Here is a 19,739-nt window from a genome sequence, read left to right on the forward strand (position 1 = left end):
GACAAATGGCCCGCAAGCGGGCCATTGTTGAGACGCTGTATCGACTCAGCTCAGTGCTTTGAGCACTTTTGCAGTGATCTCTTCAACAGAACCGACGCCCGGAATGTGGCTGCACTTGGGCTTGCCGTTCTGCGCGCTCAGTTTGCTGTAGAACTCGACCAGCGGCTTGGTCTGCTCGTGGTAGACCGCCAGGCGATGGCGTACGGTTTCAGCGACGTCGTCAGGGCGCTGAACCAGGTCTTCGCCCGTGACATCATCCTTGCCTTCGACCTTCGGCGGGTTGTACTGCAGGTGATAGGTGCGCCCGGAAGCCGGGTGAACACGACGGCCGGACATGCGCTGGACGATTTCTTCGTCATCGACAGCGATTTCCAGTACGTGGTCGATTTCCAGACCGGCCTTGAGCAGTGCCTCGGCCTGTGGAATGGTGCGCGGGAAGCCGTCGAACAGCACGCCATTCTCGCAATCCGGCTCGGCCAGACGGTCCTTGATCAGGCCGATGATCAGGTCATCGGAAACCAGACCGCCTGAATCCATGACGCTCTTGGCCTTGATGCCCAGCTCTGTACCGGCCTTGACCGCTGCGCGCAGCATGTCGCCTGTCGAAATTTGCGGGATGCCGAACTTTTCAGTGATGAATTTTGCCTGAGTACCTTTACCGGCACCGGGAGCTCCCAGCAGAATCACGCGCATCGTCATGCTCCTCAAATTTTTTATATAGAAATCATAGGATTCGCCTCATGGGCCAATCTAAAAAACTGAATCAGGCCAATAGGCCAAAAGGCTGATCAAGATACACAGCCGACCCGAGGCGCACAAGCCGCCGAAAGTCGCAGTAACCCCACGGCGCACCCGCATGTGCGCCGTGATTATCAAGCGGTATGACCTACTGCAACCTCTTGGGCAGGTTAGCCCGTAAACGCCATACCCGCCCTGACGGGCGTCAAACAGACAGCCTGTCGCCAAACGGACGCACTCAACCGGTATTGCGCAGCCCGGCGGCAATTCCCGCCACGGACACCAGCAACGCCAGTTCCAGAGGGCTGTCCAGATTCGCCTCGCGATGCCGGGAACGAGAAAGCAGCTCCGCCTGGAGCAGATGCAGCGGGTCCAGGTACGTGTTGCGCAAGCTGATGAACTCAAGCGTTTCCGGGCTGTGTGCCAGCAATTGCGTCTGGCCGGTAAGTCCCAGAACCACGTTGCAGGCCTGCGACAATAGGTCGCGTAAATGTGAGCCTAAATGTTGCAGTTCCTGACTGACCAGCCGCTCATCGTAGAGCCGCGCGATGTCGGCGTCGGCTTTGGCCAGCACCATTTCGAGCATGTCGATGCGGGTCCGGAAGAACGGCCAGCGTTCGCGCATCTGCGCGAGCAAATCACCCTCTCCACGTTCCAGCGCCCTGGTCAACGCAGCTTCCCAGCCCAGCCAGGCGGGCAGCATCAACCGCGTCTGGGTCCAGGCAAAGATCCACGGGATCGCACGCAGGCTTTCAACCCCACCTTCACGGCGCTTGGCGGGACGGCTGCCCAGCGGCAAACGGCCCAGCTCCTGCTCAGGCGTGGCCTGACGGAAATACTCGACGAACTCGGGATTTTCCCTGACCACTGCACGGTAGGCGCTGACACCGTCGCTGGCCAGCTGGTCCATCATTGTGCGCCACGCCGGTTCAGGCGGCGGAGGCGGCAGCAAGGTTGCCTCCAGCACAGCGGCCAGATACAGGTTGAGGTTCTGCTCTGCAATGTCCGGCAAGCCGAACTTGAAGCGGATCATTTCACCCTGTTCAGTGGTGCGGAAACGCCCTGCCACCGAACCCGGCGGCTGTGAAAGGATGGCCGCATGCGCCGGGCCGCCTCCACGCCCGACCGTACCGCCACGGCCGTGGAACAACAGCAGTTCGACCTGCTGATCACGGCAGATCTGCACCAGTTTTTCCTGGGCCCGATACTGCGCCCAGGCCGCCGCCGTGGTGCCGGCGTCCTTGGCCGAGTCGGAATAACCGATCATCACTTCCTGAGGGCCGTGCAAGCGCGAGCGATATCCCGGCAGACCCAGTAGCGTTTCAATGACCGGGCCAGCGTTGTCCAGGTCGGCCAGCGTCTCGAACAGCGGCACGACACGCATTGGCCGTTGCAGACCGGCTTCTTTAAGCAGCAGCTGCACGGCAAGCACGTCGGAAGCGGCGCCCGCCATTGAAATCACGTAAGAACCCAGCGAGGCTGCAGGTGCCGCCGCCACTTCCCGGCACGTGGCCAGTACTTCTGCGGTATCCGCTGCGGGCTTGAAGTAAGCGGGCAAGAGCGGACGACGGTTGTTCAGCTCACGCAGCAAAAATTCGATGCGCGTCTGTTCGTCCCATTCCTCGTAACGGCCCAGCCCCAGATAGTCGGTGATTTCCGTCATGGCCGCGCAATGGCGACTGGAGTCCTGACGCACGTCCAGACGCACCAAAAACAGGCCGAAGGTCACGGCGCGACGCAGGCAGTCCAGCAGCGGACCGTCGGCGATCACGCCCATGCCGCACTCGTGCAGTGACTGGAAGCAGAGCATCAAGGGCTCGATCAACTCGCGATTGTCGTGCAGCACGGCCTCAGGCGCAGGCTGCGTCACGGTGAGCGAGGCATTGGCCCAGTTACGGGTAGCCCGCAAGCGCTCACGCAAGCGTTTGAGTTCGGTGCGGTACGGCTCGGCAGTGTCGCCCGCACTGGCCCGCAACGCGTCGCTAGCCTGTTGCATCGACAGGTCGGCCGCCAGACTGTCCACGTCACGCAAATACAGGTCGGCCGCCATCCAGCGGGCCAACAGCAGCACTTCGCGGGTGACGGCAGCAGTGACGTTCGGGTTGCCGTCCCGATCACCGCCCATCCATGAAGCAAAGCGGATAGGGGCCGCTTCCAGAGGCAAATGCAGGCCGGTTGCTGCTTGCAGCGCCAGATCGGCCTTGCGCAGGTAATTGGGGATCGCATGCCACAGCGAATGCTCGATGACCGCAAAGCCCCACTTGGCCTCGTCGACCGGCGTCGGCCGGATGCGGCGAATTTCCTCGGTGTGCCAGGCTTCAGCGATCAGACGCTGCAAGCGTGAGGTGATCTGCTCGCGCTCCAGGCTGTTCAGGTCACGATGGTCCAGTGCCGCCAGTTGCGCGGCGATGGCATCGTACTTCTGGATAAGCGTGCGCCGCGCCACTTCGGTCGGGTGCGCGGTGAGCACCAGCTCAATCTCCAGCTTGCCCAGTTGCCGCGCCAGTGCGTCGGGCGTATGGCCTTCGCGCTTGAGGCGCTCCAGCAGCTCCGGCAGCACACGGGATTCGAATGGCTGAGGCTGCGCGTCGTCGCGCCGGTGCATGAGCTGGTATTGCTCAGCGATATTCGCCAGGTTCAGGAACTGATTGAAGGCACGGGCAACAGGCAGCAATTCGTCGTCTTCAAGGCTGTCCACGCTCGAACTGAGCGCCTCCGCACCTTCGGCCGAACCGCGCCGGCCGGCCTTGGCGCTTTTGCGAATGCGCTCGATCTTCTCGAGAAAATCAGCACCGCGTTGTTCGCGAATGGTGTTGCCCAACAGCTCACCCAGCAAGTGAACGTCTTCGCGCAAACGCGCATCGATATCAGCCATCGTTCCCTCTCCCGGTTTTTATATGGGCTTTTGCCTGACTGCTCACCCGAACTGAACGGGTGTCTTCAAATCCGCACTGCCAACAGTGCATCAAAAGTAGGTTCAGCGACAAATCCTTGTGCAGATGCCTTCATGAATTCGTCGCACATCACCCTGGCGTTCAGACAGACTAATCTCATCCTTGAGCCACACAACGACTCACCACCGGACAGACTCGCCACGAGCGAGCCCATCGAGAGGTCACCATGAAAATCCGCGAGCTTGCCCAGCACTGGGAACGTAATGCCAAGGGACGCCTGACCAAGACCCGCTATGCGATTCATCTGGACATCGAATCGGCAGCACGACTGGCCGCACTCTGCGAGATGTACCCCAAACATCATCCTGAAGAGCTGTTGGGCGAACTGATCGGCGCGGCCCTGGAAGAACTGGAAGCCAGCTTTCCCTATGTAAAGGGATCGCATGTGGTGTCCACCGATGAAGAAGGCGACCCGCTGTATGAGGACGTCGGTGCCACCCCACGTTTTCTCGCGCTGTCCAGACATCACCTGCACACTTTGTCCGAACAGCAAGACGCTGCGACGGACGACTGAACAGTCTGTAAAGCGACGTTACCTACAAGCCCGTCCGTGCCGAAAACGGCGGGCTTGAAGCGTTACACCCGATACCGTGTCTGAACCGCGATCCGCAAAACGTTCATGGTCGCTCGAAAAATATTTATCTGAACTATTCAAAAACCGCGAAGGTCCGAGCCATTAACCATTACAGGAAAGCCCGAAGAGCAACAGGCGGTTAACAAACCTGATGCGCGGCCTGAATAACGACTGTAATGGATAAAATCACGTTTGGAGTCAGACAATGGAGTTGATCACCATGAACACCCCTACTGCCAAAACCAAGTTCAAAGGTCTGCGCGGGCTGAAACTCGCTGCGCTGGCTCTGGGTAGCACGTTCATCCTTGCAGGTTGTGCAGGCAACCCGCCATCCGAGCAGTACGCCGTTTCTCAGTCGGCCGTGAACAGCGCAGTCAGCGCTGGCGGTACTGAGTTTGCTGCGGTGGAAATGAAGTCGGCTCAAGACAAGCTCAAGCAAGCTGATCTGGCCATGCAGGACCACAAGTACGACGAAGCTCGCAAGCTGGCCGAGCAGGCTGAGTGGGACGCTCGTGTAGCCGAGCGCAAATCCCAGGCTGCCAAGGCCGCCAAAGCCGTGCAGGATGCTCGTCAGGGCGTCAACGAACTACGTGAAGAAGGCATGCGCCAGGTGCAGTGAGCACCGCCATCCAGCTTTGGTTTTCATGCATTCGTAATCGATTAAAGGACGACCCTAATTATGCGTAAACAATTGATGATCCCTGCCCTGCTGGCCATGAGCGTTGCCTTGGCAGCCTGTGCCACCAAGCCAAACCCTAACCTTGATCAGGCGCGTACCAACTTCACCGCCCTGCAGACCAACCCGGACGCCACCAAGGTTGCCGCGCTGGAGACCAAGGACGCGAGTGAATGGCTGGCAAAGGCTGAAAAGGCCTTCCGCGATGACGACGACGTCAAGAAAGTGGACCAGCTCGCTTACCTGACCAACCAGCGCGTTGAACTGGCCAAGCAGACGATCAACCTGCGCAACTCCGAAGCTGCACTGCAGAACGCTTCGGCCGAACGCGCCAAGGCTCGTCTGGATGCCCGTGACGCTCAGATCGCTGCGCTCAAGAACAGCCTGAATGCCAAGCAGACCGAACGCGGCACCCTGGTGACCTTCGGTGACGTGCTGTTCGACTACAACAAGGCTGAACTGAAGCCAGGCGCTCAGGGCGACATCGGTAAACTGGCCGCTTTCCTTCAGGAAAACCAGGACCGCAAGGTGATCGTTGAAGGCTACACCGACAGCACCGGTTCGGCTGCCTACAACCAGTCGCTGTCCGAGCGTCGCGCCAATTCGGTTCGCATGGCGCTGACCCGCATGGGTGTAGACCCAACCCGCATCGTGGCCATGGGTTACGGCAAGGAATACCCGGTTGCTGACAACACCAGCAACTCCGGCCGTGCCATGAACCGTCGTGTGGAAGTAACAATTTCCAACGACAACCAGCCGGTTGCCCCACGTTCTTCGATGAAATAATCGACTGAGCGGCTGCACCTAAAGCCCCGCCTGCGCATACAGGCGGGGCTTTTTCATGCCTGCGTTATTGTGCTGGCGCTGAGCGGTCCTGAGTCACGCAGCGCACAGCCTGCTGTCGATCATCGACCAGTACGCCCGACAGCCCCTTGCGCGAGGTGTCGAACAGCACCAGCACGCCATCAATGCACTGTGCGACTTCTGCCGCAGGTGTGGCGGCAACTTTGTAATCCTCACCCGGCACCGTCTTCAGCAAGGTGAATTCACTGAGCAACAGCGCATCCTCAGGCCGGGCAAAATGCAGGTAGCCGTAATACCACAGGCAGCCGACCGTGCCGATGATGCTCGCGATGCCGGTCAGAATCATGCCTCTGACGTTGTGCTCCTCGCTCATTCCTGCGTCTCGGGTTGCTTTGAAGCCGCCGGGTAATTGGGCACTTCGGCCAGACGACGCAGACCGTTGAAGTGCTGCGGATCCTCCAGGTAACGCACCATCACTTGCCGCCACAACGGATCGGCGAAGGTCTGCACATGCCCGCCGCGGGTCAGTTGCAGCACACGGGGCGGTGGCGCGGCCTTGTACAGGCTGATGCCATTGGCGAGCGGCACCAGAGTGTCGTCCATGCTCTGGAAGATCAGCATCGGCGTACCAGCCAGTTGCGGCAGCCCGTTCAGCGCGCTGTCGCCGTCGGGGATCAGCCAGGACAGCGGGGTTTTCAGAGGCCAGGTCAGCCAGGACGTGCCCAGCGTGTAGCGTGCGACGTTGCGATAACTGGCAGGCGTGCCGTCCAGAATCAAGGCTTTTACCCGGGCACGCTCCTGCGGGTGCTGCGACAGATAATGCACTGCCAGCGCGCCCCCGATGCTTTGTCCCAGCACTACCAGCGGCGCATTCTTCACCTCGGGCGCGGCGTTCAGCCAGTCAAAGGCCGCCTGAACATCCTGATAGATCGCAGGCAGACTCGGCTCGCCCTGCGACCGACCGTAACCACGGTAATCGAGCATCAGCACCTGATAACCCTGCTCGGGCAGCCAACCGCTTCCCCCCAGATGCCAGGACAGGTTTCCGCCGTTACCATGCAAGTGCAACACCGTGCCCTTGACCGGCACGCCCTCCTTCGCCGCAAGCCACCAGCCATGCAGACGCGTGCCGTCTGCGGCCGTCAGGTTGACGTCACGGTACTGCAGACGCGCCTGGTCCGGCGTGAACGGCAGACCCGGCTCCGGGTAGAACAGCATAGAACTGCAGCCGGCAAGACTGAGGAGCAAGGCAAGGATGCTGATCAGTTTCAAATGGGGCGTTCCTTGAAAGAGTCAAAATCGTGCCCACGCTCAGCACTCGCGGAGCATCCTGGGCGGTGTCGCCACGCAGGAGCGTGGGAACGATCATCAAACCTGTGGGAGGCGGCTTGCCGGCGATGGCGTCAGTTCACTCACTGATGTGTCGCATCAAAAAACGCATCGCCGGCAAGCCGCCTCTCACGGTCCATTGGGTTGCTGCACGGCTTGCGTATGGCGCGGAGCGTGCGAACCCATCAGGATCATCAGAGAATATTCGAGTAATCCGCCTCAATGCGATCCAGGCTCAGGTGATTGAGGAAGTTGGAGAAGCACATCCAGGCCGACAACGCATTCATGTCTCGGAACTGCTCGGGCAGGTATTTGGGGGCGACCACCAGACCTTCATCGACCAGTTGGCGCAGGGTGCGCATGTCTTCCAGCGTGGTCTTGCCGCAGAACAACAGCGGTACCTGTTCAAGCTTGCCCTTGCGCACAGCAAGCTGAATGTAGTTGTAGACCATGATGAAGCCTTTCAGATACGACAAGTCCTTGGTGAACGGCAGCCCGTTGGGCACCGAACCACGAAACACCCGGCTGGCATTGCCATAGCTTTCCGGCATGCCGAAACCCTGCTCGCGGTAGAACTCGAACACTTGCAGAAAATCCGCGCCTTCCTCGGCCATGTGAATGGCGCGCGTGCGGTTGGTCAGCTTGCGTAGACGGCTGGGATAGGACGCAAAGGCGATGACTTCCATGAGGATCGCCAGACCTTCCTGGGTCACCGTCGAGGACGGTGGCCCCTTGGACAGAAAGGTGCAGATCGGCTGGTTCTGACCATTGAGCGTGGTGCCGACATGCACCAGACCTTCGTGGACTTCCAGGGCTCGCACATCGCGCTCATTGAACATCGCGTCGCTGCGGATCTTGATGTAGTCCGCGCCCGCCGCCGCATCGGCCACAATACCGTCGGATTCGAAAACGCGGATGGTTTCCTCAGCCTCGCCGAACACCCGGTTCAGGCGCGATTGCAGCAAGGCCACGGCGTCCTTGGCAGTCAGGGTTTTCGGCTCGTCCTTCAGATCGCCACGTCCGGCGATGTTGTTCAGGTAATCGGACAGCATCAGCCCCAGATCGGCCAACGTGGGATCGCCCGCGTGAAACGCATCGGAGGCCGCGCCGTACAATTCCTGAGAGATCAGCCCGAAGTCGGGTGTGCCACGCGCTTCAAGCATGCGGATTACCATGCGGTATTCCCGGCACATCCGGCGCATGATCTGCCCAACCGGATTGAACTGACCCAGTTGGCGCGTGACGTCGCGCTCGATGTTCTGGAATTCCTGCTTGAGGGCGCTGGAATCGAAGCCCAGTGGGCGATTCTCGTAATACGCACGATCCACGGCAGGCATGACCTTGCCTTTGGCAGTGAGGAAGTCCCGGCGGACCGTGTCGTCCCACTTCACCGCATCCAGCACGCGAATCGGTGTCTGCGCGGCAACAATTCGATCCGATAAAACACGAATAGTCTGTTGGTACTCGTCCACCCGGTACTCCTTGGCTGGTGGGCTATCGCCCTACTACTTGACGGCGCGCTGGTAGCGCGCGACCTCTAGAAAAACATCGGAGTTGGCGGGGTCGTCGAGGTAGCCGAATACCTGTTCAAGCGAACTGGTAATCAGAATGCCCTTGCCCGCTTCACTCTCGATTGACTGACCGTCGAGCTTGTTCTGCTCGACCCACTGACCGACGCGGTCCATGTCCAGACTATAGACAACCAGTTCGCCACTGCCGGTCAGCTCGAACCCACCCAGGCCGTAATGAGCACCGTACTTGTCCGGGAGATTTGCCGACAGATACCAGCGGCTGCCATGGCGCGCCACGGTCACGGTGTAGTCATCGCCGTGACGCCTGTCGCCCTTGCGATAACTGACGGCCTTGTAGCTGTTGACCCCGGCACGCGAAACATCCAGTTCCAGAGGTTCACCCCAGGCATTCTTGCTGGTCCAGTGACCCAGTAATCCGGGCGGTGCGGCATCGCGAGCGGGAATCGGGTCCTTGAAGGTCACCAGACAGCCACTGAGCAACAGGAACGACAGCGCAACCATCACGCGCCAGCTCTTCATGGGGTTCTCCTGAACAGAGGTTTCGTCACCCTCGAACCGGTTGAGGGGTTCCGAGCACCAGACGCATCTGGCGGGTGAGAATACAGAGGATTTCTTCGTCCGCCTGACGCTGCGGGCCATGAAGCAGACCTTGATATTCCATCCGGCGGATGAGCCCCGTCAACACTTGCGCGTCCTGATAAGGCTGCAACGAGCCAATCACCTGAAAAAACTGGCAACTGCCCTGCAGCAGAATTTCCTGATGCGCCATGACCAGCGGGGTCAGACGCGGATTGATCAGCGCTTCATGATAGAACGCCTGCTCGGCAATCAATGCATCGCGACGGGTGAGCAGTTGATGGCGGATGTACTCCATGACCATTCGGGCAATATCGTCGGCCAGACGAAAGCGGTCGCTGGGGCTGCCAGAACTGCGCGCCATCATGTCGCGCAGCATGACCTCGGTGTTCTGCCACAGCTTGACCAGATAGTCGGCGCTACGCTGCACGTACTGAGCGAAGGCATCGGTCAGCAGGTCATCAATGTCCTTGAAATAATACGTGGTGGCCGACAGCGGTACGCAGGCTTCGGCGGCGACGGCGCGATGGCGCACCGCTCGCACGCCATCACGCACTACGATGCGCATGGCGGCGTCAAGAATCACCTGCCTGCGCTGCTCACTGCCCTCCCGGCTGGTCTTGCGACCCTGGTACTTGACACTTTTGGCCACCGCGCTCGCTACGCCGGCAGCCCCTTCTCTGGCAATCGTCACACCATATTCCTTATAAAATCGTCCTGAAAAAGACCCAAAAAAAAGCCGCCCATTCGAGGCGGCTTTCTTTTTTTTCACTACGCTTGCGGGCGCATGTGCGGGAAGAGGATAACGTCCCGGATCGAAGGCGAGTTGGTGAGCAACATCACCAGGCGGTCAATACCGATCCCCTCACCGGCAGTTGGCGGCATGCCGTACTCCAGCGCACGCACGAAGTCGGCGTCGTAATGCATGGCTTCGTCGTCGCCCGCATCCTTGTCGGCCACTTGGGCCTGGAAGCGTTCGGCCTGGTCTTCGGCATCGTTGAGCTCGGAATAGGCGTTGGCGATTTCACGACCACCGATGAACAGCTCGAAGCGATCTGTCACGTTCGGGTTGTCGTCGTTGCGACGGGCCAGCGGCGAAACTTCGAACGGGTACTGGGTAATGAAGTGCGGCTGCTCCAGCTTGTGCTCGACCAGCTCTTCGAAAATCATCACTTGCAGCTTGCCCAGACCTTCGAAGCCCAGCACCTTGGCACCGGCCTTCTTGGCAATGGCGCGAGTCTTGTCGACGTCTTGCAGGTCGGCGGCGGTCAGCTCGGGGTTGTACTTGAGGATCGAGTCGAACACCGACAGGCGTACGAACGGCTCGCCGAAATGGAACACCTTGTCGCCGTACGGCACATCGGTGGTGCCCAGAACCAGTTGAGCCAGTTCGCGGAACAGCTCTTCGGTCAGGTCCATGTTGTCTTCGTAGTCAGCGTAGGCCTGGTAGAACTCGAGCATGGTGAACTCGGGGTTGTGCCGGGTCGAGACGCCTTCGTTACGGAAGTTACGGTTGATCTCGAACACTTTCTCAAATCCACCCACAACCAGCCGCTTGAGGTACAGCTCAGGCGCGATACGCAGGAACATTTCCAGGTCCAGCGCGTTGTGATGGGTTTCGAACGGCTTGGCCGCCGCGCCGCCAGGAATGGTCTGCAGCATCGGCGTTTCGACTTCCAGGAAGTCGCGTTTCATCAGGAAGCTGCGGATATGAGCGATGACCTGCGAACGCACGCGGAAGGTCTCGCGCACCTCCTCGTTGACGATCAGGTCGACGTAGCGCTGGCGATAGCGTTGCTCGGTGTCGGTCAGACCGTGGTGCTTGTCCGGCAGCGGACGCAACGACTTGGTCAGCAGGCGCACGGTGGTCATTTCGACGTACAGGTCGCCCTTGCCGGAACGGGCCAGGGTGCCTTCGGCGGCAATGATGTCGCCCAGGTCCCAGGTCTTGACCTCGGCCAGCGTCTCTTCAGGCAGCGTCTTGCGATTGACGTAGACCTGAATACGACCGGTCATGTCCTGGATCACCATGAACGAGCCACGGTTGAGCATGATGCGACCGGCAACCTTGACCGGAATCTCTGCCGCAGCCAGATCTTCCTTGGTCTTGTCGGCGTACTGCTTCTGCAGATCGTTGCAGTAGCTGTCGCGACGGAAGTCATTCGGGAAGGCCTGACCCTTGGCGCGGCCGGCAGCAAGCTTTTCCTTGCGCAGGGCGATCAGGGTGTTTTCTTCCTGTTGCAGGGCTTGCGGGTCGAGTTGTTGGTCGCTCATGTTTTCAGTCATTCCATCACAGGTTCGTTGCCCCGGTTCATCCGGGTTCGCGGGCGAGGCAGATAGCCGTCCCGGACGCTTGCAAAGGGTCGCACCCACGGCGCGGCCCCTGCGAAGCGTGCATTACAGCCCTTGTTTGAGGCTTGCGATCAGGTACTCGTCAAGATCGCCATCGAGCACCTTGTCGCAGTCGCTGCGTTCGATGTTGGTCCGCAGGTCCTTGATGCGCGAGGCATCCAGTACGTAGGAGCGAATCTGATGACCCCAGCCGATGTCGGACTTGGTGTCTTCCAGCGCCTGGGACGCTGCGTTGCGCTTCTGCACTTCCTGCTCATACAAACGGGCCCGCAGCATTTTCATGGCGGTGTCCTTGTTCGCATGCTGGGAACGTTCGTTCTGGCAGCTGACCACGGTGTTGGTCGGCACGTGGGTGATACGCACGGCAGAGTCAGTGGTGTTTACGTGCTGACCACCGGCACCGGAGGAGCGGTAGGTGTCGATGCGCAGATCCGACGGGTTGATGTCGATTTCGATGTTGTCATCGATTTCCGGCGACACGAATACAGCCGAGAACGAGGTGTGACGACGGTTGCCGGAGTCGAACGGGCTCTTGCGCACCAGACGGTGCACGCCGATCTCGGTGCGCAGCCAGCCAAAGGCGTATTCGCCCTTGATGTGCACGGTCGCACCCTTGATACCGGCGACTTCGCCAGCAGACAGCTCCATGATGGTCGCATCGAAACCGCGCTTGTCAGCCCAGCGCAGGTACATGCGCAGCAGGATGTTGGCCCAGTCCTGTGCTTCGGTACCGCCGGAACCGGCCTGGATGTCAAGGTAGGCGTTGTTGGGGTCCATCTCGCCGCTGAACATGCGACGGAATTCCAGCTTCTCCAGCGACTCACGCAGGCGCTCGACTTCAGCCGCGACGTCATCGACGGCCGCCTGGTCTTCTTCTTCGGCCGACATCAGCAACAGGTCCTTGGCATCGGCCAGACCGGACGTCATTTCGTCGAGTGTGTCGACGATCTGCGCCAGCAAGGCACGCTCGCGGCCCAGGTTCTGTGCGTATTCGGGGTTGTTCCAGACGTTTGGATCTTCGAGCTCGCGGTTGACTTCGGTCAGACGATCATGTTTGTGATCGTAGTCAAAGATACCCCCGAATGGTTTCGGAGCGCTCGGACAAATCCTTGATGCTGTTTAGGATCGGGTTGATTTCCATGGTAGGCAGCACTCGCAGGCGAAATTTTCAAAGCCGACGAGTATACCCCAGGCAACGCCATCAATGCAGCCCGTCTAGGGGCCTTGTGACGCCTATTTGCAGCAATACGGTGCGCAGAGGTCCCCACACACCTGCACGGATGTCCGATCAGCCTACCGCCACCTGATTGCGACCGTTGTTTTTGGCCGCGTACAGCCCCTTGTCGGCATCCAGAATGAGCTGTCGACTGTTCAGCCCGACCTGCGGCCCGACGGTCGCCACACCGATACTGACGGTCAGGTGTGCCCCCTCGGCGGGCGCAATATGAGGGATGTTCATGCCCACGACGCTCTGGCGCAGTTTCTCTGCGATCAAACGCGCACCGCCCGGAGACGTGTTGGGCAATACCATCGCAAACTCTTCACCACCATAGCGGGCCGGGAGGTCGGACGGTCGGCTGCAACTGTTGCGAATTGCCTTGGCGACCTGGCGCAACGCTTCGTCGCCTTCAAGATGCCCGAAGCTGTCGTTGTAGGCCTTGAAGTAATCGACGTCGATCATCAGCAGCGACAGTTGCGTCTGGTCACGGGTCGCACGACGCCATTCCAGTTCGAGGTATTCGTCAAAATGGCGACGGTTCGACAACCCGGTCAGGCCATCGGAGTTCATCAGGCGCTGCAGCACCAGATTGGTGTCAAGCAACTGCTGCTGGCTGACGCGCAAGGCGCGATAGGCTTCATCGCGTTGCAACAGGGTCAGATAAGAGCGCGAGTGGTAGAGAATCCGCGCGACCAGCTCAATGTTGTCCGGCAACTTGACCAGGTAATCATTGGCGCCGGCGGCAAACGCTGCGCTCTTGATCAGCGGGTCTTCCTTGGTGGACAGCACGATGATCGGGATATCGCGCGTAAGCGGGTTGCTGCGGTATTCACGCACCAGCGTCAGACCGTCCAGGCCAGGCATTACCAGATCCTGCAGAATGACCGTCGGTTTGATATGGACTGCCTGGGCGATGGCTTGATGCGGATCGGCACAGAAGTGGAAGTCGATCGAGCTATGGCTGGCCAGACCACGCCTCACCGCTTCACCGATCATGGCTTGATCGTCGACCAGCAGCACCATCGCAGAGTTTTCATCCGGTGTTTTGATGTCGTCCATCTGCACATCAAGCATGTCGTTTCTCCTGCTCACCGGGCTGCAGTGAGTTCACCTGGGAAGTCATTGAGCGAATACCTCTACAAGGCGTGGGGCAATAGCCGTCAACGTACGGATCTCGACGGCCGCGTCGATGGCAGCCGCTGCCTTGGGCATACCATAGACGGCAGAGCTTGCCTGATCCTGGGCAATGGTCAGAAATCCGCGTTCACGCATTGCCTTGAGCCCCATCGCACCATCGCGACCCATGCCCGTCAATAAAACGCCCACTGCATCTCCACTCCAATAGCGCGCCACACTCTCGAAAAATACATCGATAGAGGGCCTGTAAATTTCGTTAACTGGCTCGGCCGTGTACGCCAGCGTGCCGCCTTTGAGCAAACGAATGTGATGATTGGTGCCCGCCAGCAGGACCTTGCCACGTTGCGGAACCTGCCCCTCGCACGCCAACTGCACAGGCAGCCCGGACGCGGTGGACAGCCACTCGGCCATACCTGCGGCAAAGACCTGATCGACATGCTGCACCAGCACGATTGCCGCCGGAAAGGTCGGCGGCAGGGCCTTGAGCAGTATCTCCAGGGCGGCAGGACCACCTGCTGAGGAGCCGATGGCAACCAGCCTGTCACGCCGGACCGCTTCACGCAAAGGTGTCGCCACCGTACGTTCGTGAGTGTTGCGCTGACCCACCAGCCATTCGATATTCAGAATCTTGCGCAGCAGCGGCGCCGCCGCTTCCTTGGGATTGCCTGCGCCGATGGCTGGCGTGTCCACCACATCCAGCGCACCATGGCCCATGGCCTCGAATACGCGGTGCACGTTCTGTGCGCGATCCACCGTGACAATGACAATAGCGCATGGCGTGCTGGCCATGATCTGGCGCGTGGCTTCGACACCGTCCATGACAGGCATGATCAGGTCCATCAGGATCAGATCAGGCGTTTGCTCGGCGCAGGCGCGCACCGCCTCGGCACCATTGCCCGCCACCCATATCACCTGATGCATGGGCTCGAAAGCCAGCGCCCGACGCAGTGCTTCCACTGCCATGGGCATGTCATTGACGATAGCGATCTTCATGCCTGCGCATCCCCTATCAGCTCGACGACAGCGTCGAGCAAGGCATCATCATGGAAACTGGCTTTTGCCAGGTAATAATCGGCACCCGCATCCAGCCCGCGGCGTCGATCTTCCTCTCGATCCTTATAGGAAACCACCATTACAGGCAGCGATTGCAGCCGTGTATCGCGACGCAACAGGGTGACCAGTTCGATACCGTCCATGCGCGGCATGTCGATGTCGGTAATCAACAGGTCAAAATCTTCAGAGCGCAGGGCGTTCCAGCCGTCCATGCCATCGACGGCAACTGCAACTTCGTAGCCGCGACCGACCAGCAGCTTGCGCTCCAGCTCACGCACCGTCAGCGAATCATCGACGACCAGCACACGCTTGCGCGACACGCTGTCGATCTGGCGGTTACGCCGGTCGATACGTTCCAGACGCCCGGTATTGAGCAGCTTCTCGACGGAGCGCAGCATGTCTTCCACGTCGATGATCAGCACCACCGAGCCATCGTCGAGCAGCGCCCCGGCCGAAACGTCCTGCACCTTGCCCAGCCGCGCGTCCAGGGGCATCACCACCAGCGTGCGCTCGCCGATGAAGCGCTCGACCGCAACGCCATACACCGCGTCACGCTCGCGGATGACCACGACCTTGAGCGCCTCGCCCGCGTCCTGCAGCGAAGGCCGGTGCAACAACTGACTGGCCGACACCAGACCGACGTGGCGTTCTTCATCCCAGAAATGCTGTCGCCCCTCAAGCTGGACGATGTCATCGGGCTGCAAATCGCGCATGCGTTCGATGTGTGCCAAGGGGAAGGCATAGGCTTCTCCCCCGACCTCAACCACCAGACTGCGCACGACGGACAGCGTCAGTGGCAACTCGATTCTGAAACGACTGCCCTCGCCCGCCCATTGCTGCAGTTCGACGCTGCCGTGCATCTGGCGAACCATATGCTGCACGGCATCCAGTCCCACGCCACGCCCGGACACCTGAGTGACCTTGTCGCGCATGCTGAACCCAGGCAGAAACAGGAAACTCAGCAGCTCTTCTTCGCTCAACTGGGCAGCGGTGGCGGCCGGTGACAGGTTACGCTGCACGATGCTCTGACGAAGCCGTTCCAGATCCACGCCGCCGCCATCGTCGCTCAACTCCACTACCAGCAGACCGGCCTGATGTGAGGCCTGCAGGCGGATCAGACCTTCGGAGTCCTTACCCTGGGCAAGCCGTCTTTCCGGCGACTCGATACCATGATCGACCGCATTGCGCAGCAGATGTGTCAGCGGAGCTTCGAGCTTTTCCAGTACGTCCCGGTCGACCTGGGTCTTGTCGCCCTCGATCTGCAAACGAACCTGCTTGCCCAGTTCGCGTCCCAGGTCGCGCACCATGCGCGCCTGACCGGCCAGCACGTCGGCGAAAGGCCGCATGCGGCAGGCCAGCGCGGTGTCATACAGCAACTGCGCTCGCTGCCCGGACTGCCAGGCGAATTCATCCAGCTCCGCAGTTTGCTGAGCCAGCATCTGCTGCGCCTGAGATAACAGACTGCGCGCATCTTCCAGGGCTTTCTGCGCGTCGGCATTCAGGCCGTCTTCGCCGAAGCTGGCACCCAGCACTTCAAGGGCGCGATCACTGCTGCTTTGCAGACGCTTGAGGCGTTGCATGCCGGCCAGCAAAGGCTTGAGCCGCTGGGTCTCGACCAGGGATTTACTCGACATGTCCAGCAGACCGTTGAGGCGCTCGGCAGTGACCCGCAGCACCCGCTCGCCACCTTCGGTCACCCGACGCTCACGCAGCGGCCCGGTCGAACGGGCTTCAGATTCACGCTGCTCAGCTACTGCCGGCGTTTGCTCGGGGCCCGGATCGCCAGGCACCGGGTCAACCGTCGATACGGCTACCGACTCCGATGCAGCGGAAGATTCAAGCAGCTGCAAGGCGCTGGCCAGCAGCGGATCAGGCATCGGCACGCTGACGGTGCGCGCCGCTCCGGCACCGGAGGTCAGCAAGGTGTTCAGCTTTTCGACATAAGCATCGATATCGGGCTGGCCGACACTGTTACCGCCCGGCGTGGCAATGCGCACCAACAGATCGGTGCCGGACAACAGGGCGTCGATATGATCGGGCTGAAGGAGCAACCGCCCCTCCTGCGCGCCGACCAGACAATCCTCCATCACATGCGCAACACTGACCCCGAACTCGACCCCGACAATCTTCGCCGCGCCTTTGAGCGAGTGGGCTGCACGCATGCAGGCTTCCAGTTGATCGGCCTGAGTCGGGTTACGCTCCAGCGCCAGCAGACCCGCACTCAGGACCTGAGTCTGCGCATCGGCTTCCAGTGTGAACAGTTCGAACAGCGAGGCGTCGCGCATTTGATCTGGCGTCATGTAAGGCTCCGGTGCACCGCCGACAGCAACTGTTCTTCATCGAGCCACCGCAGGCTGCGGTCCTTCCAATGAAACACACCCCGGGTAAAGCGCGCATTGGCATGCGTGCCGGACGCCGAAGCGGCTTCCAGCTCGCGCTCGTCGATGGCATGGATACCCTCCACCTCATCCACCGGCACCACGACCGGCCCGCCTTCGGCTGCCAGGATCAGCATGCGCGGCAACGTTCGGGCAGATTGGGCCGCGACCGGGTTGCTGTCCAGACCCAGCAGTTCGACCAGCGAAATACAGGCCACCAGTGCGCCGCGCACATTGGCGACCCCCAGCAAGGCACGCGAGCGCTGGTGCGGCAGGGAGTGGATCGTCTGATTGGGAGCAACTTCCGACAGGCAACGCGACGCCAGCCCCAGCCACTCCTCCCCCAGACGAAAGACCAGAATCGAGCGCGTCTTGATGTCGCGCTGCAAGACCGATCCCTGAAAATGTTCGTGACGCTCCTGAGCCAGTGAATAACGATCAAGCAGGCGTGTCGCCGCTGCCGAGTAGACCGCGCAGTTTCGGCAATGAATGTGATCTTCGAGCAACGGGCATGAGCGGTCGCCGTGAATGCCGATACGGTTCCAGCAGTCATCGATGTCCTGAGCCTGATCATGGGTAATGCCTGAAAAACCGAACGCGCCCGTCATCAGTGGCTTCCTTGTTTATTCGCGCCGCGCGCTGCGCGGTCCTGCAGTCGACGGGCACCTGCGCTGTCCCCCTGCGCGGCCAGCAGCGCGGCCAGTTGCGCCAGCGATTCAGAGTGCTGCGGCTGCAGATAAAGCGCCTTGCGGTAAAAGCCCTGGGCCTCGGCCACACGGCCCTCCACTTCACTGAGCAACCCCAGCCAGTAGAACACCTGAGCGACAGGCTCATACTGCTGCAGATAACGCTCGCAGGCAGCGCGCGCCTCAACACTTTTGCCTTCATTGGCCAGGCTGGCAATCGTGGTCAGCAGCGTCGCGTTTTCAGTATTACCCGTCGGTGCGGCGGGTTTGACACTGGGCGCAAAAGCCGTCGAGTTTCGCGAAACGGGTTTCGAGGCGGGCAGGCGCGCCAACGGTTCAGATACCGGGCGCGGCGCAGCGCTGCTGACCGGCGCAGGCAGGGTGGGCGCAGTTGCCTTTTGCTGTGGCGCGTGGTGAAACACGAAGGACTGGGCAATGCCCAACGAGCGCATGCCGATAGCGGACAGCAGGTTGCCCTCTGCCGGCCCGATGAACAGCACGCCATCTTCCCGGGTCAACTGCTTGAGCACCTGGAATACGTGCTGTTGCGTCTGGCGATCGAAATAGATCACCAGATTGCGGCAGAACACGATGTCGTAGGCCACCTGCGTCGCGAGCTTGGGGTCCAGCAGGTTTCCAGGCTGAAAGTCGATGCAATCGCGTACCTGACCGACTATCTCGAAACCCTCGGCGACGGGGTTGAAGAACCTCTCGCGAAAACTCAGGTCGCTGCCCCGGAAGGAGTTCTTGCCATAAACGCCATGTTTGGCGCGCGCAATGGAGATGGGGCTGATATCAATGGCGTCGATCTTGAACTGCCTGGGCCCCACCCCGGCATCGATAAGCGCCATGGCAATGGAGTACGGCTCCTCACCGGTCGAGCATGGCAAGCTGAGGATGCGCAACGGACGTGCGCCCGCGAGCCTGTCCAACTGCTCGCGCGCCAGCCTGCCAAGTGTTGTGAAGGACTCCGGATAACGGAAAAACCAGGTTTCCGGAACGATGACCGCCTCGATCAACGCTTGCTGTTCCTTCGGCGATGTCACCAGCAGGTGCCAGTAAGCATCGCTGTCTGAGCAGTGCGCGCTGGCCTCACGCTGGCGGAGGGCACGTTCGATGATGGCCTCGCCGACCGACGTGACGTCCAGCCCGATACGCTCCTTGAGGAAGCTGAAAAAACGCGAGTCGTCCGTCATGAAGCATCCTCGAGCAATTCCAGATCCAGCGGCGGCACCGGATACAGCAATTCGCGAACCGGCTCGCTCAGCAGTTCCTGCACATGAATCCATTGCAGCAGGCCCTGCTCGTCTTCCCGAACAGGCCCCAGATAAGGCGACAGGCGATTGTCCAGTCCGTACTCCTTGAACTGCGAAGCCGGGCAACGCAGGGTCTCGGTGGCCTGCTCAAGAATCAGGCCCAGCAGTTGAGCCGGATGCTGGTCGTCATGTCGATAGTGCACCAGCACCATGCGCGTGCTGGTGCGCGCGCTGGCAGGCTGGCCGCAGTTCAACGCACTGATGTCGATCACCGGAACGATCTCGCCCCGATGCGCAAAGATGCCCGCCACCCAGTGGGGCGCTCGCGCAATGGCCTTGAGTTTCACGCGTGGCAATATCTCGGCGATTTCGGTCGCTTCCAGCGCATAGCGGTCTTCGCCGATACAAAACAGCAGGAACAACTTGTTCGAAGCGGGCAGCGCAACGTTACGCCTGGGCGATTGATCCATCATGG

General features: G+C 60.5%; 18 protein-coding genes. 3 read left to right on the forward strand and 15 right to left on the reverse strand.

Going from position 1 to position 19,739, the window contains the following annotated elements; all coding sequences use genetic code 11:
- Positions 1-45 precede the first annotated feature (45 nt).
- Positions 46-693 (reverse strand): adenylate kinase, encoded by a 648-nt coding sequence (gene adk, locus H8S56_RS05675; protein ID WP_024695009.1) that lies wholly within the window; start codon positions 691-693, stop codon positions 46-48.
- Between the two features lie 283 nt (positions 694-976).
- Positions 977-3,613: a phosphoenolpyruvate carboxylase gene (ppc, locus tag H8S56_RS05680; protein WP_187518094.1), complete on the reverse strand. Its 2,637-nt coding sequence runs from the start codon at positions 3,611-3,613 to the stop codon at positions 977-979.
- 245 nt (positions 3,614-3,858) lie between these two features.
- On the opposite strand from ppc, the gene H8S56_RS05685 reads away from it, so the two are divergent.
- The 3 genes from H8S56_RS05685 to H8S56_RS05695 all read left to right on the forward strand — a co-directional run bounded on the left by H8S56_RS05685 (position 3,859) and on the right by H8S56_RS05695 (position 5,728).
- The gene (locus tag H8S56_RS05685) at positions 3,859-4,206 is read left to right on the forward strand and encodes a pilin assembly protein (RefSeq protein ID WP_187518095.1); all 348 of its coding nucleotides are present in this window, start codon (positions 3,859-3,861) and stop codon (positions 4,204-4,206) included.
- Between the two features lie 265 nt (positions 4,207-4,471).
- Positions 4,472-4,885, forward strand: coding sequence for a DUF4398 domain-containing protein (locus tag H8S56_RS05690; protein ID WP_024684697.1), 414 nt, complete (start codon positions 4,472-4,474; stop codon positions 4,883-4,885).
- 60 nt (positions 4,886-4,945) lie between these two features.
- Positions 4,946-5,728, forward strand: coding sequence for an OmpA family protein (locus H8S56_RS05695; RefSeq protein WP_024684696.1), 783 nt, complete (start codon positions 4,946-4,948; stop codon positions 5,726-5,728).
- Between the two features lie 64 nt (positions 5,729-5,792).
- Here H8S56_RS05695 and H8S56_RS05700 read toward each other — a convergent pair whose 3' ends face one another.
- The 13 genes from H8S56_RS05700 to H8S56_RS05760 form a co-directional block, all read right to left on the reverse strand.
- Positions 5,793-6,119 (reverse strand): hypothetical protein, encoded by a 327-nt coding sequence (locus tag H8S56_RS05700; RefSeq protein WP_187518096.1) that lies wholly within the window; start codon positions 6,117-6,119, stop codon positions 5,793-5,795.
- A complete protein-coding gene (locus H8S56_RS05705; protein ID WP_187518097.1) occupies positions 6,116-7,018 on the reverse strand; it encodes an alpha/beta hydrolase in 903 nt (300 codons plus the stop codon). Before H8S56_RS05705 ends, H8S56_RS05700 begins: the two co-directional genes overlap by 4 nt.
- Positions 7,019-7,269: 251 nt before the next feature.
- Entirely contained in the window at positions 7,270-8,547 is a 1,278-nt protein-coding gene (locus H8S56_RS05710) for a flavohemoglobin expression-modulating QEGLA motif protein (RefSeq protein WP_024694822.1), read from the reverse strand.
- A 33-nt stretch (positions 8,548-8,580) separates the two neighbouring features.
- Complete coding sequence (locus H8S56_RS05715; RefSeq protein WP_024685957.1) at positions 8,581-9,126, reverse strand: hypothetical protein; 546 nt, start codon at positions 9,124-9,126, stop codon at positions 8,581-8,583.
- A 25-nt stretch (positions 9,127-9,151) separates the two neighbouring features.
- The gene (locus H8S56_RS05720; protein WP_032610477.1) at positions 9,152-9,877 is read right to left on the reverse strand and encodes a TetR/AcrR family transcriptional regulator; all 726 of its coding nucleotides are present in this window, start codon (positions 9,875-9,877) and stop codon (positions 9,152-9,154) included.
- A gap of 77 nt (positions 9,878-9,954) precedes the next feature.
- Positions 9,955-11,457: a lysine--tRNA ligase gene (gene lysS, locus H8S56_RS05725; protein ID WP_187518098.1), complete on the reverse strand. Its 1,503-nt coding sequence runs from the start codon at positions 11,455-11,457 to the stop codon at positions 9,955-9,957.
- 123 nt (positions 11,458-11,580) lie between these two features.
- Positions 11,581-12,676 (reverse strand): peptide chain release factor 2 gene (prfB, locus tag H8S56_RS05730; protein WP_122697295.1). Its coding sequence is split into 2 segments (ribosomal slippage): positions 11,581-12,603 and positions 12,605-12,676, totalling 1,095 coding nucleotides; the frame shifts between segments, so codons are not numbered across the junction.
- Positions 12,677-12,823: 147 nt separating this feature from the next.
- On the reverse strand, positions 12,824-13,828 hold the full coding sequence (locus H8S56_RS05735; RefSeq protein ID WP_187518099.1) for a response regulator: 1,005 nt from the start codon (positions 13,826-13,828) through the stop codon (positions 12,824-12,826).
- 45 nt (positions 13,829-13,873) lie between these two features.
- Entirely contained in the window at positions 13,874-14,884 is a 1,011-nt protein-coding gene (cheB, locus tag H8S56_RS05740; protein ID WP_024694825.1) for a chemotaxis response regulator protein-glutamate methylesterase, read from the reverse strand.
- The gene (locus tag H8S56_RS05745) at positions 14,881-17,244 is read right to left on the reverse strand and encodes a hybrid sensor histidine kinase/response regulator (protein ID WP_187518100.1); all 2,364 of its coding nucleotides are present in this window, start codon (positions 17,242-17,244) and stop codon (positions 14,881-14,883) included. The genes cheB and H8S56_RS05745 overlap by 4 nt, the downstream gene beginning before the upstream one ends.
- Positions 17,241-17,930 (reverse strand): chemotaxis protein CheW, encoded by a 690-nt coding sequence (locus H8S56_RS05750; RefSeq protein ID WP_187518101.1) that lies wholly within the window; start codon positions 17,928-17,930, stop codon positions 17,241-17,243. Before H8S56_RS05750 ends, H8S56_RS05745 begins: the two co-directional genes overlap by 4 nt.
- Positions 17,930-19,204 (reverse strand): CheR family methyltransferase, encoded by a 1,275-nt coding sequence (locus H8S56_RS05755; protein ID WP_187518102.1) that lies wholly within the window; start codon positions 19,202-19,204, stop codon positions 17,930-17,932. Before H8S56_RS05755 ends, H8S56_RS05750 begins: the two co-directional genes overlap by 1 nt.
- The gene (locus tag H8S56_RS05760) at positions 19,201-19,737 is read right to left on the reverse strand and encodes a chemotaxis protein CheW (RefSeq protein ID WP_187518103.1); all 537 of its coding nucleotides are present in this window, start codon (positions 19,735-19,737) and stop codon (positions 19,201-19,203) included. The genes H8S56_RS05755 and H8S56_RS05760 overlap by 4 nt, the downstream gene beginning before the upstream one ends.
- Positions 19,738-19,739: the final 2 nt, after the last annotated feature.

Origin of the sequence: Pseudomonas triticifolii, from assembly GCF_014358015.1 — a bacterium.
Classification (GTDB): Bacteria; Pseudomonadota; Gammaproteobacteria; order Pseudomonadales; family Pseudomonadaceae; genus Aquipseudomonas; species Aquipseudomonas triticifolii.

Excerpts from the sequence above, each read along its gene's own strand:
- adk (WP_024695009.1), bottom strand. The coding sequence starts at position 693 with ATGCGCGTGATTCTGCTGGGAGCTCCCGGTGCCGGTAAAGGTACTCAG.
- ppc (WP_187518094.1), bottom strand. The coding sequence starts at position 3,613 with ATGGCTGATATCGATGCGCGTTTGCGCGAAGACGTTCACTTGCTGGGT.
- H8S56_RS05685 (WP_187518095.1), top strand. The coding sequence starts at position 3,859 with ATGAAAATCCGCGAGCTTGCCCAGCACTGGGAACGTAATGCCAAGGGA.
- H8S56_RS05690 (WP_024684697.1), top strand. The coding sequence starts at position 4,472 with ATGGAGTTGATCACCATGAACACCCCTACTGCCAAAACCAAGTTCAAA.
- H8S56_RS05695 (WP_024684696.1), top strand. The coding sequence starts at position 4,946 with ATGCGTAAACAATTGATGATCCCTGCCCTGCTGGCCATGAGCGTTGCC.
- H8S56_RS05700 (WP_187518096.1), bottom strand. The coding sequence starts at position 6,119 with ATGAGCGAGGAGCACAACGTCAGAGGCATGATTCTGACCGGCATCGCG.
- H8S56_RS05715 (WP_024685957.1), bottom strand. The coding sequence starts at position 9,126 with ATGAAGAGCTGGCGCGTGATGGTTGCGCTGTCGTTCCTGTTGCTCAGT.
- lysS (WP_187518098.1), bottom strand. The coding sequence starts at position 11,457 with ATGAGCGACCAACAACTCGACCCGCAAGCCCTGCAACAGGAAGAAAAC.
- H8S56_RS05735 (WP_187518099.1), bottom strand. The coding sequence starts at position 13,828 with ATGCTTGATGTGCAGATGGACGACATCAAAACACCGGATGAAAACTCT.
- cheB (WP_024694825.1), bottom strand. The coding sequence starts at position 14,884 with ATGAAGATCGCTATCGTCAATGACATGCCCATGGCAGTGGAAGCACTG.
- H8S56_RS05745 (WP_187518100.1), bottom strand. The coding sequence starts at position 17,244 with ATGACGCCAGATCAAATGCGCGACGCCTCGCTGTTCGAACTGTTCACA.
- H8S56_RS05750 (WP_187518101.1), bottom strand. The coding sequence starts at position 17,930 with ATGACGGGCGCGTTCGGTTTTTCAGGCATTACCCATGATCAGGCTCAG.
- H8S56_RS05755 (WP_187518102.1), bottom strand. The coding sequence starts at position 19,204 with ATGACGGACGACTCGCGTTTTTTCAGCTTCCTCAAGGAGCGTATCGGG.
- H8S56_RS05760 (WP_187518103.1), bottom strand. The coding sequence starts at position 19,737 with ATGATGGATCAATCGCCCAGGCGTAACGTTGCGCTGCCCGCTTCGAAC.